The organism is Microcystis sp. M31BS1 (assembly GCF_020245285.1).
Taxonomy (GTDB): domain Bacteria; phylum Cyanobacteriota; class Cyanobacteriia; order Cyanobacteriales; family Microcystaceae; genus Microcystis; species Microcystis panniformis.
Window position 1 is genome coordinate 41,559 of sequence record NZ_JADBVE010000164.1, and the last position, 19,419, is coordinate 60,977.

General features: G+C 39.0%; 3 protein-coding genes. All 3 read left to right on the top strand.

The window, feature by feature from the left end; genetic code table 11:
- The first annotated feature begins 106 nt into the window (after positions 1 to 106).
- The gene (locus IM509_RS09385) at positions 107 to 10,540 is read left to right on the top strand and encodes a non-ribosomal peptide synthetase/type I polyketide synthase (protein ID WP_287716828.1); all 10,434 of its coding nucleotides are present in this window, start codon (positions 107 to 109) and stop codon (positions 10,538 to 10,540) included.
- A 31-nt stretch (positions 10,541 to 10,571) separates the two neighbouring features.
- Complete coding sequence (locus IM509_RS09390; protein WP_072923796.1) at positions 10,572 to 11,327, top strand: aspartate/glutamate racemase family protein; 756 nt, start codon at positions 10,572 to 10,574, stop codon at positions 11,325 to 11,327.
- A 132-nt stretch (positions 11,328 to 11,459) separates the two neighbouring features.
- Positions 11,460 to 19,358 (top strand): type I polyketide synthase, encoded by a 7,899-nt coding sequence (locus tag IM509_RS09395; RefSeq protein WP_185237542.1) that lies wholly within the window; start codon positions 11,460 to 11,462, stop codon positions 19,356 to 19,358.
- The last annotated feature ends 61 nt before the right edge of the window (positions 19,359 to 19,419 follow it).

Genomic DNA, 19,419 nt, shown 5'->3' on the forward strand with positions numbered 1-19,419 from the left:
TTTATATTTACTGATAGCACAGCATCCTAATTTATGTTTAACGGCGTATAAATTTAGAAATTATAGAGAATAGGGCATGGTTGAGAGTATAGATTACAAAAAATTAATGGCAACGACCTTAAGCAAAATGGAGGTCATGCAGGCTCGTATCAATGAATTAGAGACGAGACAAAGTGAAGCTATTGCGGTGGTTGGGATGGCTTGTCGTTTTCCTGGAGGTATTAATTCCCCAGAAAAATATTGGAGTTTTTGTCAAGCCGGGCTTGATGCTATAGTAGAAGTCCCTAAAAGCCGTTGGGATATCTCAGAACTGTATTCTCAAGAACCAACTTTAGGAAAAATGAACACCGCTTATGGGGGATTTCTTCAAGAGAATATCACAGAATTTGATGCCCGTTTCTTTTCGATTTCAGCAAGAGAAGCAGCCTCCATGGATCCTCAACAAAGGTTACTCTTAGAAGTTGCTTGGGAAGCGTTAGAAAATGCCAATTTACCTCTGAAAAATTTAGCCGATAATAAAGTAGGGGTATTTGTGGGGATTACTAGCATTGATCATGCCCTGAAGGTTTACGGCACTAACTATGATCAAATTGACTCTTTTTTTGGCACCGGCAATGCTCTAAGCGCAGCCGCCGGAAGGCTATCTTATTTTCTCAATCTTCACGGTCCTTGTCTCTCGATTGATGCAGCCTGTGCATCCTCATTAGTAGCCGTCCATCAGGGGATTCGTAGCCTGAGAAATCGTGAATGTGAACTCGCTTTAGTGGGTGGGGTAAACCTCATTTTAGAACCCGCAATTACGATTAGTCTTTCTCAGTCGGGAATGATGTCCCCCGATGGGCGTTGCAAAACCTTCGATGCCTCTGCTAACGGATATGTGCGAGGGGAAGGCTGTGGGGTTTTAATCTTAAAAACTTTATCAGAAGCCCAGAAAAACGGGGATCACATTCTTGCCCTGTTGCGAGGTTCGGCGGTGAATCATAATGGGGCTGCTGCCGGTTTAACCGTACCCAGTGGACCCGCCCAGCAAGAATTGCTCCGTCAAGCTCTAGCTGATGCCAGAATAGTCCCTGAAGATGTCAGCTACATAGAAGCTCATGGCACAGGCACTTCTTTAGGAGATCCCATCGAATTGAATGCCATTGCCTCAGTTTATGGAAAGCGCTCCGACCCCCTTTATGTCGCCTCAGTCAAAACCAATATCGGTCATCTTGAAGCCGCAGCTGGCATGGCTGGAATAATCAAAACAATTCTGATTCTTCAACAGGGTGAAATCCCCTCCCATCTTCACTTCCAAAGCCCTAATCCTCTGATTAATTGGGAAGATCATCCTATTAAAATTCCTACTCAAAATATACCTTGGCCGAATAACAATAAAGTCCCTATAGCTGGGGTAAGTTCTTTTGGTTTTTCAGGCACAAATGCCCATGTCATTGTTCAACAGGCACCCGTCAGCAAAATCTCAGAAATTCAACAACAAATTCCCAGTCATCTCTTAACCCTTTCAGCCCACAACAAAACCGCTTTAAAAGAATTAGCCACACGCTTCCATACCCTCCTAGAATCTCATCCTGAAATTGGAGATATTTGTTATAGTGCAGCTGTCGGAAGGATAGATTTACCTGAACGTTTAGCCATTGTTGGCGATACTTGTCCAGAATTACAACAAAGATTAACCGCTTTTGCTGAAGAAAAACCACTTGATGATTTGACTTTTTATCAACGTTTTACATCGGAAAAATCCCCTAAAATTGTTTTTCTTTTTACAGGGCAAGGGGCTTGTTATCCCGGCATGGGGCATCAACTCTATCAAACCCAGCCGACATTTCGTCAATATATTGATCAATGTGCCGAAATATTAGCGAAGTATTTAGACCATCCTTTAACTGAAATATTATTTGGTGAACAGACCGATTTACTCAATCAAACTGCTTACGCTCAACCGGCTATATTCGCCCTAGAATATTCCCTAACAATGCTATGGAAATCTTGGGGAATTACCCCCAGTTTACTGATTGGCCATAGTGTGGGAGAATATGTAGCAGCTTGTATCGCAGGAGTATTTAGCTTAGAAGCTGGACTCGCCTTAGTTGTCAAACGGGGGCAATTAATGCAAACCACGACCTCTGGGAAAATGGCTTCAATTTTTGCTGATGAAGAGACAGTAATTTCCCTAATTAAAAATTATACTCAAACAGTTTCAATAGCTGCCATTAATCACCCTCAACAGATTGTTATTGCTGGAGAAAGTGCCAGCATTGAGGAAGTTATTAGCACCTGCAAAAAGCAAAAAATTCCCGCTCAATATCTTCCCGTTACTCAGGCTTTTCATTCCCCTTTAATGGAGCCAATTTTAAAAGAATTTGAAAAAGAGGCTCGTCAAATTTCTTATCAACGCCCCCAAATTCTCTTACTTTCAGGACTTGATGGAGAGGTTTTAGAAAATGCACCAGATGCCACTTACTGGAGCAAACAATGCCGAGAACCAGTAAGATTTTTGTCGAGTTTAATAACCGCTTTCAACAAGGGATATAACCTATTTTTAGAAGTGGGACCAAGACCAATACTAGCAGAACAAGGTCGTCGTTATAAAGATGAGTTCATCTGGTTAAGTTCCCTCAATCGTGGCTTAGATAACTGGCAGACAATTCTTTCAGCCTTGGGACAACTCTACCTAAATGGCGCACCTTTCAATCCAGAACAATTCAATCGAAATTATGGCTATAAAAAAGTCAGATTGCCGAACTATCCCTTTCAAAGGAAACCTTTCCAATTTCAGCCTAATCCTCGAACAGAAAATCAGAGCATTGACAAAATATTCCTAGACGCACAAACCTCTAACCTTACCGATACCGAAACCACAGTTTTCAATATGCAAAAACATCAACAGGAAATCCGTAATCAATTAAAATCAATTTTGGCTTTACTTCTGAAAGAAGATGAGAACGAACTGCCGGAGGATGAGACATTACTAAACTTAGGAGCAGACTCAATTATCTTGACTGACTTTTCTCGCAAAATTGAAGAAAAATTTCAAGTCAAAGTGAAAATAGATCAACTCTTTACCGATTTACAAACTCTTGTTGATATCGCCGAATACCTCTGCCAATTTGTCAAAGAAAAACCCTTAGAAAATGCTTCAGAAATAACAGCTAAAGTTATCGATGACGAGACAGAATTAAGCAATTATCTGCAAGTCATTGATCAATTGCAACCCATCGCTACAGCCTATATCATCAAGGCTTTAGAGTCCTTAGGGAAAAAACTTAATCAGGGGGAACAATGGACAATAGAAACCCTAAGACAAACCTTACCTGTTGCCCCCAAATATCACATTTTGCTCAATCGTTATTTGCAGGATTTAGAGCAAGCTAATATTCTTCAAAATCAAGGGAATATTTGGACTGTCAAAAACTTGCCTGACTCTTTTTCCTTACCCCAAGCCCTACAAAAGCTAGAAAAAACTTGTCCATCTGCAAAACCTGAATTAGAAATGTTGCAACGCTGCGGCGAAAATTTAGCAGAAGTTCTCAAGGGAAATATAGACCCCTTGACATTAATTTTCCCAGAAGGTTCCGTTGCTCATGCAGAAAGTATCTATGGCAATTCTCCCGTATCTCGATTGATGAATCAACGAGTTGCCCAAGCTATTAACCAGATTTTAACGCGCTTTTCTAATAGTGATCGCCCCTATCAAATTCTCGAAATAGGAGGAGGAACTGGTGCCACTTCAGAAGCAATTCTTCACCACTTAAACCTCGATCATGTCACTTATTCTTTTAGCGAAGTTTCTCCCTTCTTACTGCATCAAGCTAGGCAAAAATTTCAGAAAAAATATAACCTAAACTTTCATCAACTAGACATTGAAAAGTCCCCCATTTCTCAGGGGATACCTGCTCGTAATTATCATATTGTTGTGGCCGCTAACGTCCTTCATGCGACCCGAAATATTACAGAAACTCTAACCCATATTCGGGAACTGCTGCGCCCCGGTGGTTACTTAGTTCTCCTCGAAACCGTAGAAAATAACTCATGGCTGAATTTAACCTTTGGATTAACCCCCGGCTGGTGGCGCTTTCAGGACCAAGAATTACGCTCAGACACTCCCTTATTAAGTGGGGAAAATTGGTGTTCCGTTTTAAAGCGCTGTGGTTTCGCTACGGCGAATAGTTTCTCTAAACAAAACAATATTCCCATTAACAATGGCCAAGAATTAATTCTTGCTTGTGTGCCAGATGAACCCCTCTCAATTCCTGCAATTCCTAAGTTCACTGTCTCAGGTGAAAGCTCCGGTAAAGAAGCCTTAATGATGGCTCAATTACAATCTTTAAAAGACCTAAAAGACCTCCATGAGAAAACCATTATCAAGCAATTAGAAGTTCTTCAAACTGCCACCGTCTCCCCCAGTATAGCCCCCGAAATATTAACGAATCAGACTCAAATCATTCCTACCCAAAGCTCTAAGATAGAAACTTCCCTTCCGGTTTCTCAAGAGAAGCCCAAATCTCCTGAGAAACCTAGTTCTCCCAATTTAAACCCCTTAGCCTTAAAGCTGACTGAGAACAAATCCTTAACCGAACAACAACAAGCCTTTATTCAAAATTTACAGAGTATTTATAACCAGAAAACCGCCAAATCAAAAGCCTATTCACAAAATAGCCGTAAGACAATGGTGGATGTTAAACCGACCATTGACTTCCGCATGGCCTTAAAAGAATTTCAATATCCCATTGTTTCAGAATCTGCTCAAGGGGCTTATTTTAAGGACATTGATGGCAATAATTACATTGACTTAGCTATGGGGTTTGGGGTTAACTTTTTTGGGCATAGTCCGGATTTTGTCATTGAAGCGGTTCAAGAACAAATGAACCGAGGAATAGGTTTAGGAATGCAGTCAAATCTGGCTGCCGAAACCGCCGCTTTAATTAGTGAAATGGGTCGAGTCGAAAGAGTCGCTTTTAGTAATACGGGAACCGAGGCGATTATGGCCGCTGTTCGCATTGCTCGCTCTCGTACAAAACGTCAAAAAATCGTTATGTTCGCCGGCTCCTACCATGGAACTTTTGACGGCATCTTAGCACGAGTAGGAGAAGATAAAACCACGACTCAACCCTTAAGTTTAGGCACTCCTTTAGGAATGGTTGAAGACATAATAGTCTTGAGTTATGGAGTTGAAGAAAGCCTCGATATTATTGCTACTCATGCTGATGATTTAGCCGCCGTATTAGTCGAACCAGTTCAAAGTCGCAAACCCGATTTACAGCCTCAAGAATTTCTGCAAAAACTACGACAAATAACCCATAAAAAAGGGATCACACTCATTTTTGATGAAATTATTACCGGCTTTCGGATTGCTCCGGGAGGAGCGCAAGAATGGTTCAATGTTGAAGCTGATATAGTCATTTATGGTAAGGCCATTGGAGGAGGTTTACCAATTAGTATGATCTGCGGTAAAGCAGATTTCTTAGATACCGTTGACGGCGGTTTCTGGCAATACGGAGATGACTCTCATCCCCAAACCGAGTTAACCGCTTTTGGGGGAACTTTTTGTCGTCATCCTTTAGCCCTTGCTGCTTGTCGTGCTGTGCTTTTACATCTTCAAGAAAACAGTCCAACGATTCAAGAAAAAGTGAATCAATTAACTCATCGATTAGCCACCGAAGTCAATCAGTTTTTTCAAGAAATAGGCATTCCGATTCGGGTTGTTAATTTTGGATCTTTATTCCGCTTTGAACCCTTTGGAGCTTATAGTATCTTCTTACAACCCATCGAATTACCCCTCTTTTATTACCTATTAAATCTTCAAGGAATCTACACATGGGAAAAACGAGTTTGTTTTCTCTCCACCTGCCATACTAATGAAGATATAGACAAAGTTATAGTAGCCGTCAAAGAAGCGATTACGGAATTGCAGCAAGCTGGTTTTTTTGCTAATGCTAAACGCCCCCAAGTCAAGAAAGAAGAAAAAAAGCCCCTCTCTGAAGATGAAGATGGTAGGGGACATCTACCATCTTTAAATCAGTCCTTTCCCACCAGTGAAGCTCAACGTCAACTTTGGTTATTAGCTGAATTAGACCGTAATGCTTCAGCATCCTATAACGTCACAACATCTCTAGAATTACTAGGTTCTTTAGATGTTTACATTTTAGAAAAAACGATTAATCAAGTTATTAATCGCCATGAAGCTTTGCGAACCAAAATTATAGAACAAGGAGAATTACAGGAAGTTGTCAATGAAGTTAAAATTAAATTAAACCTCATTGATTTGAAGGATGAAGATAATCCCGAAGCGACGGCCTTAGCGTTACGATCTCAGTTTTCCCAAAAACCCTTTGACCTGTCGATTGCTCCTTTATTTGCTGTGATTTTAATGCGCTTAAAATCTGACCATTATCTGCTCTCTTTAAAAACTCATCATATTGTGGCAGATGGTTGGTCACTAGGATTAATTTTGCAGGAAATTGGTCAACTTTATTCATCCCCAAATAACACAACTAAAGAGGTTCTCACACCACCGATGCAGTTTCGGCAATATTTAACCTTGCGAGCGCAAGAGACGCAAAGTCCGCAAATGTTAGAGCATCGGGATTTTTGGTTGAAAACCTATCAGGAAGAGCTGCCAACCTTTGAGCTTCCCACCGACTTTCCCCGTCCCGCCGTTAAAACCTACACTGGCGGCCAAGAAAGTCAAGTCATTCCCTCGGAAGTTGGGCAAAATTTGCAGAAAGTAGGACGCAAAAATAAAGCTACATTATTTATGACGATGTTCGCCGCTTATACTGCTTTTTTGCGTCGAATTTCTGGCCATAAGGATTTAGTCATTGGTATTCCTATTTCTGGGCGACAAATAGAAGGTAGTGACAACTTAGTAGGCTTTTGTTCTCAATTTTTACCCCTGCGGATACAAGTCGATGCTACCACCTCTTTTATTGAACATTTACAACACACTAAACAAACCCTGATCGACGCTTTTCGCCATCAGAGTTATACTTTAGAGGATTTATTAGCAGCTTTACAATTACCTAGAGATTTTTCTCGTTCTCCTCTCATTTCGGTATCTTTTAACATGGATCCTAGTTTAACTCTGCCTGAGTTTAAAGACTTAAAAGTATCCTTGCCACCGTCACCGATTGCTTACACCCCTTTTGATCTAGGATTTAACTTAATTGAACTTAATGATAACCTCATTATTTACTGCAATTACAATACAGAACTCTTTAAAAAAGAGACAATTAAACAATTTATTGAAAGCTTTGAAATTTTGCTGAGGGGAATCATTGAGGATGCTAATCATCTTCTTTATCAGTTACCTTTATTAACCCCAGTCCAACAAGAGAAGTTACTCAGACAATTAACCGGAAAAACTCGCAAACTCCCTGAGAAAGCCACCATCATTGATGACTTTGTAGCTCAAGTTAAATTAACCCCTAATGCTCCCGCCCTAATTGCGGGAAAAATTAGCCTTAGCTATCAAGAATTAAATGAAAAAGTCAATCGTCTTACCCATTATTTACAGCAGGAATATCAGCTAGGTGTAGGAAAAGTGATTGGGGTCATGCTCCAGCGTAATCACAACTTAATCATCGGGATTCTGGCTACCTTTAAAACTGGAGCGACTTACGTTCCTATAGACTCTCAATATCCTCACAGTCGCATTGAGTTTATTTTAAAAGATAGTGGCTGTCATGTTTGCCTAACGGAGAGTAATTTTATCTCTAAGTTACCTGAAAAAATGGAAAAAATTTGCTTAGATAAAATTGATCCTATTGTTGAAAAATATGACAAAGATGAGCCTAAAATATTTCGCAATTCTAGCCAAACTGCTTATATTTTTTACACTTCAGGATCAACTGGTAATCCTAAAGGAGTCAGGGGCCGTCACATCTCAATTTTGAATGTTATTCAAAGCTTACGACTTACCTTTGATTTAGATAAACATCCTGAATGGCGCTATATTTTCACAGCTGCTGTTACTCATGATCCATCTATTCGTAATATTTTTCTCCCCTTAACCATAGGTGCATCCCTATATATGTACGAAATAAAATATATAGGACATTTGGTTTCTTTCCTACAGGAAAATCAAATTAATGCCCTACACACCACCCCATCTATCTATCGAGAAATCTTGGGGCTACTTGAACCAGGAGAAACCATTTCCAGCTTAAAATATATCTCGGTAGGAGGGGAAAAATTAGATCGGGAAACTGCCTTAGCTTTGCGGAAACGTTTTCCAGCAGAAATTATTAGCAATGTCTACGGATCTACAGAAACTTGTGTGGGAGTATCCCAGTATGAAATCAAGGAAAACTTAGACAGCGAAATCCCCCTCGGTCAAGTTTTCCATAACAATCGCTTAGGGGTTCTTGATGAATTTAATAATCCCGTTCCCCTCCATGTAATCGGCGAAATTTGTGTAGAAGGTGCCGCCCTAGCATCGGGTTATCATAACCAACCCGAAATGACTCAAGAAAAATTTAAACCTAGCTTTCTTGATGAGACAAAAACTCTCTTTAGAACCGGCGATTTAGGCAAGCAAACTGCTCCCGGTATCATTGAGTTTATGGGACGAAAAGATAATCAAGTTAAGGTCAATGGTTATCGAATTGACCCCAGAGAAATTGAATATCAATTGACTCGTTATGCTCCCATTGAAAGAGCGATTGTTTTACCAATTCAAGTGAATAATCAAACTCAATTATCTGCTTACTGTCAAACAGAAAAAACTCTAGAAATTGCTGAGATTCGAGAATTTCTTGCCAAGTTTTTACCAGTTTATATGATTCCCAGTTACTTTATTTTTTTAAAGCAATTCCCTTTAACTCGACATGGGAAACTTGACCTGCACTCCCTGAGACAACTCAGAGAAACCGGTAAATCTCTGGTTAATTCTAATTATGTTGCACCCCGTAATCATTTAGAATCCAATCTCGTTAGTATCTGGGAAAAAATTCTCTCTAAACATCCTATCGGTATTTTTGATAACTTCTTTGAAATTGGCGGTCATTCTCTACTCTTATCAAGGGTTGTAACCCGGGTTCATAAAGAACTAAATGTATCCGTAAAATTAGCTGACTTCTTTAAAGTTCCAACCGTTGCTGGATTGGCGACTTTAATCTCCCAGACTCAATACAATTATCAAGAACCCATTTCGGCAATTCCCCCCCAAAAATCTTATCCGATGTCTCATGGTCAGCGTCGTCTTTGGGCTTTAGAATTCCTAGATCAAAATCATAATGCCTACGGAATGCCCAGTGCTTATCAATTCAAGGGCAATCTCAATATTGACGCTTTTGAAAATGCCTTTCAACAGTTAATTCAACGCCATGAAATTTTGCGGACAACCTTTACTTTAATCAATAATCAACCCCGTCAAGTTGTCCATAATCAAATGAACTTTGTCATTAAACAAATAGACCTGACAGCTTATGTTAGCACAGAACAAGAAAACCTGATCGAAGAAGCGATCAGCCATAATGCCAAAACGACCTTTGATTTAGAAGTGGGACCGTTACTTAAAGTTAACTTACTTAAACTAAGCCAAGAGAATTACATCGTCTTGTTTAATATGCACCATATCATTTTTGACGGTTGGTCAGCTGGGGTTTTAATTAAAGATTTCCTCACCCATTATCACGCCTATGGACAAGAAAATTCCCAATTAATGCCCCCTCTTAGAATTCATTATAAAGACTATACTTCTTGGCAAGAAAGTCAATTAGAAACCTCGAAACTTCAAGATCAACGGGATTACTGGTTAGCTAAATTAACTCCTGTTCCTGTGCGTCTTAACTTACCTGTTGATTATCCCCGCCCACCTGTTAAAAGTTTTCAGGGAAATACAATTACATGGCAACCTGAACCCGAATTGATCGATACTTTTGAGAAGTTAGTTAAAGCACAAGAAGCCAGTTTATTTATGGGTTTAGTTAGTTTGGTTAAGAGTTTTCTATTCCGTTACACTGAGCAAAATGAAATTACAATAGGCTCTGCTATCGCCGGCAGAAATCATCCTGATTTAGAAGATCAAATCGGATTTTATGTTAACACTCTCGTCCTGCGGGATCAGATAACAGATCACGACAGTTTTACGGATCTCCTTAGCAAAGTAAAAACAACCACTTTAGAGGCTTATGATCATCAAGACTATCCCTTTGATCAGATCGTATCTGAGTTGAATTTACAACGAGATCCTAGCCGTAATGCTCTCTTTGATGTTGCAATTGTCCTGCAAAATAATCAAAATGTATATCTGGCCTTGGACGGAATTACAGTTAACTCCATTGACCCAAAAATGATTACCGCTAAATTTGATTTAGAATTTATCTTTGTTGAGGAAGAAGAACTTTATCTCAAGCTAATCTACAACACAGATATATTTATCCATGAGCGAATTTTATTGATCATAGATTTGTTCAAAAACTGGCTGGAGCAAGTTTTAAAATTTGCCCATGAACCTTTGATAAACTTATCCTTAGCTTCCTCAGAAAATCTTATTCAAGAGGGGCAGGAACTGTTCACAGAAGACTTTAATTTTTAGTCAACAGCGATTACACTAGCAGGATATTTTAATGAAGACAAAACTACCGATTCTTGGCGTTTTAGGTGGTATGGGACCAGTGGTTACTGCCGAATTTCTGAAGTCGATTTATGAATATAATCCTTTTATTGATAAGGAACAAGAAGCCCCTAATGTTATCGTTTTTTCCCTTCCCTCTGCACCTGATCGCACAGGTTCTATTGATAGTGGAAAAGAAAGAGAATTTATTGATTTTATTCAAGTCAATCTGGAACATCTCAATAAACTGGCTGATTGCATAGTCATTGGCTGTTGTACGGCTCATTATGCTCTACCTCAGATTCCCGAAAATCTGAAGGATAAACTTATTTCCTTAATTAAAATAGCGGACCAAGAACTCCAAGAATATAATAAACCTACCCTTTTACTTGCTAGTACAGGGACTTACCAGAAAAAATTATTTCATGAAGGCTGCACCACCGCAGATCTGATTATTTCTCTCTCAGAAAGTGATCAAAAGTTGATTCATGAAATGATCTATAAAGTGCTAAAAAGAGGACAGGATCCGTTAAGTATTCTTAGGGATATAGAAACATTATTAGAGAAATATAACACTCGCTCCTATATTTCTGGGTGTACCGAATTTCATCTCTTAACAAAATCTCTCAAACTCAAAGGAATTGACTCCATTAAAGCGATCGATCCTTTAAGTACCATCGCTCAAAACTTTTCTCAGTTAATCATCAAACAAGCTCAGGTAGATCTAGTGACCGACTGCCATCAGCCTTCAAACCCAAAAAGCCCTTGACCATCGCACCTCTATCAGGTACAATTCAAACTTGAGTTGATCACTTCTGACTTTTAACTTGTGCGTAGCGATATACTGGCTCATCAGGTTTTCAAGATTATTCCTATTTTTGATCAAGAGGTGTAAAAAAAAATGTCTAAGCATTCAATCAGTTTTGGAGGACAATTGGAAGATAATTGGCGGACTCTGTCAGAAGTCTTAGAAACTGCCACTAAACATAATAATCATGGAATTACTTATATCAAAAATGACGCAACTGAATATTTTCAGAGTTATCAAGACTTATATCAAGATGCTCTCGTTATTTTAAATGGACTGGAACAAAAAGGAATAAAATTAGGGCATAAAGTCATTCTACAAATTGCCAAAAATCAAGACTTTATTACCGCACTCTGGGCTTGTTTTTTAGGGGGAATTATTCCAGTTCCTTTGACCGTTGCTCCTAGCTATGATCTGGAAAATTCTGCCGTCAAAAAACTAGAGAATGTTTGGAAAATTTTAGACAATCCTTTGATATTATCCGATAGTGAACTAATTACTGAAATTGAAAAATTAGGAACTTCCTCTCATCTAGAAGGGTGGCAAGTTATCTCAGTTAATGAACTCAGAAAAGCCCCCTCTAAAGTCCATCAATTGCCGATTCTTGATCCACAAGCTCCAGCCTTATTACTCTTTACTTCGGGTAGTACAGGTATGCCCAAGGGAGTAATATTAACTCATCATAATATTCTGTCCATGACTGCTGGTACAGTGGCAATGAACCACTTTACCCAACAAGAAGTTACCCTTAATTGGATGCCCTTAGATCATGTAGGAGCTATCGTATTTTTAGGAATTATGGCGGTAGATTTGGCTTGTCATCAAATTCATGTTCCGATGGAATTAGTCCTACGCCAACCCCTCCAATGGTTAGAACTCATTCAAAAGCATCAAGTAAGCATTTCTTGGTCCCCTAACTTTGCATTTTCCTTAATTAATCAACAGGCAGAAGAACTTAAGCACGCCTCTTATAACCTCTCCTCAATGAAATTTTTAGTGAATGCTGGCGAGCAAGTTTCAGTAAAAACGATTCGCCTATTCTTAGAAATTCTTGAAAAACATCAACTACGGGAGAGAGCGATTAAACCAGCTTTTGGCATGACTGAATCCTGTTCTGGGATTACTTGGTCAGCCGGTTTAAGTAAAAATGAACTCACCGAAGAAAATAGTTTTGTCTCTCTAGGAAAGCCGATTCCTGGAGCAACTATCCGGATAGTCGATCAGGAAAATAATCCTTTACCTGAAAGAGAAATTGGAAAGCTTCAAATTCAAGGTAATTCTGTTACTAAAGGATATTACAATAATACTGAACTCAACCAGGAAGTTTTTCAAGAAGGGTGGTTTACTACGGGAGATTTGGGGTATTTATTTAAGGGCGAACTCTTTATTACTGGGCGAGAAAAACAAGAAATTATAATTAATGGTGTTAATTACTTTGCCCATGAACTTGAAACAACAATCGAAGAATTAGAAGGCGTTAAAGTATCTTATACAGCCGCCTTTGCCGTCTTTGATCAAAGTCGAGAAACTGACTTATTAATTATTACTTTTAGCCCAGAATCTGATCAATTTGAACACTGGATAAAAGTTGTTAGAAAAATTCGCAGTCATTTGACCCAAAAATTCGGAATTGCTCCAGCTTATGTCATTCCCTTAGAAAGAAATTTAGTTCCTAAAACCTCTATTGGCAAAGTTCAAAAATCTAAATTAAAAAAGGATTTTGAACAGGGATTATTTAGCAGCCGTATCCAAGAAATAGATCAATATTTAGCAAAAGAGCGTCAGAAAAATCAAACCTTACCTCAATCAGAAAATGAACGTCAAATAGCAGCAGTTTGGAGTGAAGTTTTACAGTTAACCTCAGTTGGTTTAGAGGATAACTTCTTTGAACTAGGGGGACATTCTATACACTTAATCCGAGTTCAAAATGAACTTGACAAACTTTTTAACCGTCAGCTATCCCTTGCTGAAATGTTTAAAAATCCTACCGTTGCCACCCTAGCCCGTTGCTTAAGCGAAGAATCAAATACCACTCAAGTTATAGCACAAAAAAGCCGTCAACGTGCCGAAAATCGGACCCGTCGCCATAATGAAACCCATGACATTGCAATTATTGGTATGGCGGGGCAATTCCCGGGAGCTAAAAATTTAACAACCTTCTGGGAAAATTTAAAAAATGGAATCGAAACTATCTCTTTCTTTTCGGAAGAAGAATTACAAGAATCGGGAGTGTCTTCGGAACTATTTAATCAGCCTAATTATGTTAGAGCTAGACCAATTCTCGAGCAAGTTGAATACTTTGACAGCGAATTTTTTGGCTATACAGATAGAGAGGCAGAATTACTAGATCCTCAGCAACGTTTACTGCTTGAATGTAGTTGGGAATGTTTAGAAAACGCCGGTTATAATCCTAATACTTATCAAGGATCAATTGGTATATTTGCTGGCGCAAGTATGAACACCTATTTGATAAATAATTGTTATCCTAATCGGGGTAAATTAGATAGTAATGACGAGTTACAACCCTTCACACTAGATTCAATGGGAGGGTTTCAAACAATGGTAGCTAATGACAAAGACTATTTAACAACGCGAATTTCTTATAAACTCAACTTACATGGTCCGAGCGTTAATGTTCAAACCGCTTGTTCTACTGGATTAGTTGTAGTTCATCTCGCTTGTCAGAGTCTCATCAGTGGAGAAAGTGATATGGCTTTAGCTGGAGCTGCTTCAATTAATTCTCCTCAAAAAATTGGTTATTTATATCAAGAAGGACTGATTATGTCTCCTGATGGCCATTGTCGCGCCTTTGATGCTGAAGCAAAAGGGACTATTTTTGGCAGTGGAGTAGGAGTAATTATGCTCAAAAGATTGTCAGATGCTTTAGCCGATCATGACCATATTTATGCAGTTATTAAAGGCTCTGCTATTAATAATGATGGTGGCCAAAAATTAGGATTTACTGCCCCCGGTGGAGAGGGTCAAATTGCTGCCGCTACGGAGGCCTTAGCCTTTGCTGGTGTTGATGCTAATACAATTAGTTTTGTGGAAGCTCATGGCACAGGAACCCCCCTTGGAGATCCCATAGAAGTTGATGCTTTAGCTAAAGTTTATCAGGGGGCAAATGAGGGAGAATGTGTTTTAGGTTCAGTAAAAACCAATATCGGACATATGCAGATTGCTTCTGGTATTGCTGGTTTAATGAAAGCGACTTTGTCCCTCAAATATAAGATTATTCCACCTACATTACATTTCCAAAATCCTAACCCTCAAATTAATTTTTCTCAGACTCCTTTTTATATTAATAATGAAGCTATTTCTTGGACTACTAAGCAAGACAAGGACGAAAAATTACCCCGACGGGCAGGGGTAAACTCTTTAGGTATTGGCGGGGTTAATGCTCATGTTATTCTAGAAGAAGCTCCTCCCATTATTCCTCAAGACAATCAGAGCAAACGTCCCTATCATTTGCTCACCCTTTCCGCTCGAACCGAACCAGCTTTAAAAGAGTTAGTAAGTCGCTACATAGACTTTTTAGAAAGTCAACCTGAAAAGGATCTGTCTGATGTAGTATTTACGGCCAATACAGGCCGAGTTCATTTCTCAAATCGTTTAGCCTTAACTGGCTATAAAAATAGTGATTTTATTGAACAATTACGGCAGTTTAAGCAACTCGATTATCAGTCAACTATTCATGGTATAGCTGATGAAAAAAGACCGTCTAAGATTGCCTTTTTATTTACAGGGCAAGGTTCTCAATATGCAGGGATGGCTCATCAACTCTATCAGACTCAACCCACCTTTAGAAAAACTTTAGACGCAGGGGAAAAATACTATCAAAAACTAACGGGTAAATCCCTACTAAACGTCGTATTTGCCGATACAGATGACGCCTTAAACCAAACCGCTTATACCCAACCGGCACTATTTCTGATTGAAGTTGCTCTCGCTCAATTATGGCATTCTTGGGGAATTCAACCAGCCGCTATTTTAGGCCATAGTTTAGGAGAATATTCAGCTGCTTGTTTTGCTGGTGTTTTTGATCTTGAAAGTGGCTTAAAACTGGTCAGCCATCGAGGCAACTTGATGGGGCAATTACCCCAAAATCAAGGGGAAATGGCCGCTATTTTTCTCGATAAAAACTCAGTTATTGAGCATTGCCAAAGTCAGGGAATAAAAATCGCTATTGCTGCCATTAACGCAGAACAACATACCGTTATTTCTGGAGAAAAAAACGTAATTCAAAAACTCTGTAACCATTTTACTAATTCTGGGGTTAAAGTTCGTCAACTTAAAGTTTCTCATGCTTTTCACTCCCCTTTAGTAGAACCAATGGTTGCAGAATTTAAAACGATTCTTCAAGAGATTTCTTTCAGTCAACCTCAAATTTCTCTGGTCTCTAACCTAACGGGAGAAATTGCTGATGACAGCATTATGACTCCTGAGTATTGGCTTCAACATTTACTAAATACGGTACAATTTCACCAAGGAGCTTTATTCCTACAATCTCTTGGATGTGATACCTTTATTGAAATTGGACCTCAACCTATTCTCTCAGGAATTGTTCAATCATCCCTATCTTCATCTGAACCTCTAACTCTACCCAGTTTACGCTCAGGATTTTCTGATTGGCAAGTTTTATTAGAAAGTCTGGGCAAACTTTATGTTCGCGGTGCAAAGATAGACTGGTTTAGTTTTGATCAAGACTATCATCCTAGACGATGTGCTTTACCTACTTATCCCTTTCAAAAACGTCAACACTGGATTCCTTTAAAAACCCCATCTGCAACTGTTCCACAGGAATCTAATCTAGTCAAAATGTTATCTGAAAAGGACAAAAATACTTTGCTGCAAACCCTCTTAGAAACAGGTCATTATTCTGAAGATGAAAAACCAACAATATCCGCCATTGTTCAACAGTTGATTAAACTGTATTATCAAGAAAAAGAGGACTTTGATTTTGCCAAATTACTTTATCAAGTAGCTTGGCTTCCCTGGGATTTAGCTAACGGTAAGCTAGAAAATCTGACCAGCCTTAAAACGGATTTAGAGGTTTACTTAGAACCCCAATTACAATCCTCAGAATTGATGGGAGTTTCTCGCGCTTTTTCTGAAATGGAAAAACTGGCGGCTGACTTTGTTGTTAAAGCTCTGAAAGATTTAGAACTCTTTCAAATGAATACCTTTCTTGATCCCGATCAAAGTTTTATTCAAGCTGGACTCAAACAAGAATATAAATCTTTCTGGAATTATGTTCTAGAAATATTAGCGAAAGTCGGCATTTTAGAAAAGCAAAATACCCGATGGAAAATTGTTAAAGAACCTGAACAATCTAATCCTGATTTAGCGGTAGAAGATTTAATCAATCATTATCCTAATGCTCAAATAGAACTCAATCTATTTCGACAAGTTGCCACAAATTTAGCGGCCATTATTACGGGAAAAATATCTCCTTTATCTATCCTATTTTCTCAAGATGGACAAGGAGGAGCCAGCGAATTTTATAAAAATACATCTTCGGCAAAAATTCTCAATCTGGGTATCTCTAAAACCGTTGAACTTCTCCTCTCAAGTTATGCTCCCTCAGCCTCCCTCCGCATTCTCGAAATTGGTGCAGGAACTGGAGCTACAACCCAACAGGTTCTTAAAGCTTGTAACTCTCGTCAAATTACCTACACATTCACTGATGTTTCCCCCTTCTTTCTAGAGAAAGCTAGAGATAATTTGGCTGAATTTTCTGGACTAGAATACAAAGTTCTCGATATTGAAAAAGATCCGAAATTACAAGGGTTTTGCTGTCATTCTTATGACTTGATTATCGCAGCTAATGTCTTACACTCTACCGCCAATTTACAAGAGGAAACCTTGCCTCATATTCAAAGTTTACTACGTCCAGGCGGTCATTTATTACTGTTAGAATTAACTCAGCAATCTTCCTGGATTGATTTAATCTTTGGTGTGACTCAAGGTTGGTGGCGTTTTAGCGATTATCATTTGCGCCCAAATCATCCTATAATTACAGCATCGACTTGGGAATCTATTCTGCTTAAATCGGGGTTTTCTCAGGTGGAATTTGTTTCTCCTGATCAAAAAATAGGTAGTGTTTTATTTCAGCAAAGTATTATTCTGGCTCAAAGTTCAGAAATCCCCCCTAACCTCGCTAAAAACTGGCTAATTTTTACCGATGTTGACCCAGAACAAAATACTTTTCCCTTAGGGATTCAAGAGCAACTACTTAAAAAGTGTGATTCCTGTCGGATAATTTATCAAGGGCAGAAAAATACACAAATATCATCTTCTGAGTCTTGTTTGAATGCTAATCAACTACAACAATTAGAGGAATGGTTTGCGTCAAATCCATCTCCAGATCGGATTATTTATCTTTTGAATAGTGATGGCAAAGATCAACCAGAATCCATTTTATTGAATCGCTGTAACTATCTTTTAAATCTTCTCAAAGCTATTCAAAAAATCCCTAATCCCCCTCAATTATTCCTTGTCACTCAGGGAGCCCAACCCTTTGAATTAGAACAGCCTTCTTTAGGGTTTCAGTCTCCTCTTTGGGCAATGGGGCGTGTTATTGCCCTAGAAAATCCGCAATTATGGGGAGGTATGCTGGATCTTGATCCCGACGTTGATATTACTCAAAATATTACCGCATTACTATTAGGATTAACTCATGCTCACGATGAGGATCATTTGGTCTTCCGCAAAGGTCAAGGCTATGTTGCTCGTCTGCTTCCTCTCAAGTCTCTAGAGACAACAACCGTTAAGATTCAACCTGAGGCTACCTACCTAATTACGGGAGGAATAGGACATCTAGGCTTAGAATTGGCGGAACATTTAGTCAATTTAGGAGCAAAACATCTCATTTTAACGACACGCCGCTCATTACCGGCTCGCTTCCTGTGGGATTCAGCAACCGAATTAGCCCAAATATCAGAAAAAATCAGAAAATTAGAGGAAAAAGGAGCATCAATCGAAGTTATTTCGGCAGACGTTGGCAATTTTGAGGCTATGCAGGCCATATTTACCCAGATTGAAAAAACCGCTTATCCCTTGCGTGGCATTTTCCATCTTGCCGGAATCTCAGGCCGACAAGCTCAATTAAAAGACTGTACTTTGCAGGATCTCGAAGCAGTTTTTCAGGCAAAAGTTAAGGGTTCTTGGAATTTACATCAACTATCTTTGGGTAGTCAATTAGACTATTTTGTGCTGTTTTCTTCGGCGGGTGCAATTTGGGGGGCAAAAGAACAAGGCTTATATGATACTGTTAGTCATTGGCTGGATGCTTTGGCTCATTTCCGTCATCTTCAAGGGCTGCCTGCAACGACTTTAAATTGGGCATTATTGGCGGGTCATGGTATAGTATCTCAAGACTATGAGGACTGGCTCAAACAGATTGGGATCAGGGAAATTGCTCCAGATATGGCCTTGAGAGTGATGGATGCTATTATGGCTTCTAATCAAACACAGGTTTTAATCGCCGATGTGGATTGGGTTCGTTTCAAAAATATCTATCAATTTAAAGGTGAGAAACCACTCCTAAAAAATTTAGGACTCTCAGAAATTCCCATTAAGTCTGTTCAAGAATCAGACTCTGTACTGCATCTTTTAGAGGAGATGCCTTTCGGAGAACGTCGGGAATATTTGTTAGAATATGTTAGCAAACAAGTCAGAATGATTTTAGGGATTAAATCTATGCCAGATACAGAACAAGGATTGATAGAAATGGGAATTGATTCCCTATCCTCTATTGAATTGAAAAATCGTTTAGAGAAAAGATTAGAAGTTCTCTTACCCACTTCTTTAGTCTTTGATTTCCCTAATATTAGACGCTTAGTTGATTATCTGCTTGACCGCATTTTCGGTGAAAAAGTTCAAAAAACAGCCGAGAAAAAGATGATTAACTTCACTGAAGTTCAGCAGGAGATTAGTGAGGATTTAATCTTACAAGAACTTACTGATTTAGAGGCTTTTTTAGGAGATTAAATAATCCTAATCCTTGAAGTTAGAAAGCTTGAAATTAAAAAAAATTCAAGGCATTTCTTAA

Excerpts from the sequence above, each read along its gene's own strand:
- IM509_RS09385 (WP_287716828.1), top strand. The coding sequence starts at position 107 with ATGGCAACGACCTTAAGCAAAATGGAGGTCATGCAGGCTCGTATCAAT.
- IM509_RS09390 (WP_072923796.1), top strand. The coding sequence starts at position 10,572 with ATGAAGACAAAACTACCGATTCTTGGCGTTTTAGGTGGTATGGGACCA.
- IM509_RS09395 (WP_185237542.1), top strand. The coding sequence starts at position 11,460 with ATGTCTAAGCATTCAATCAGTTTTGGAGGACAATTGGAAGATAATTGG.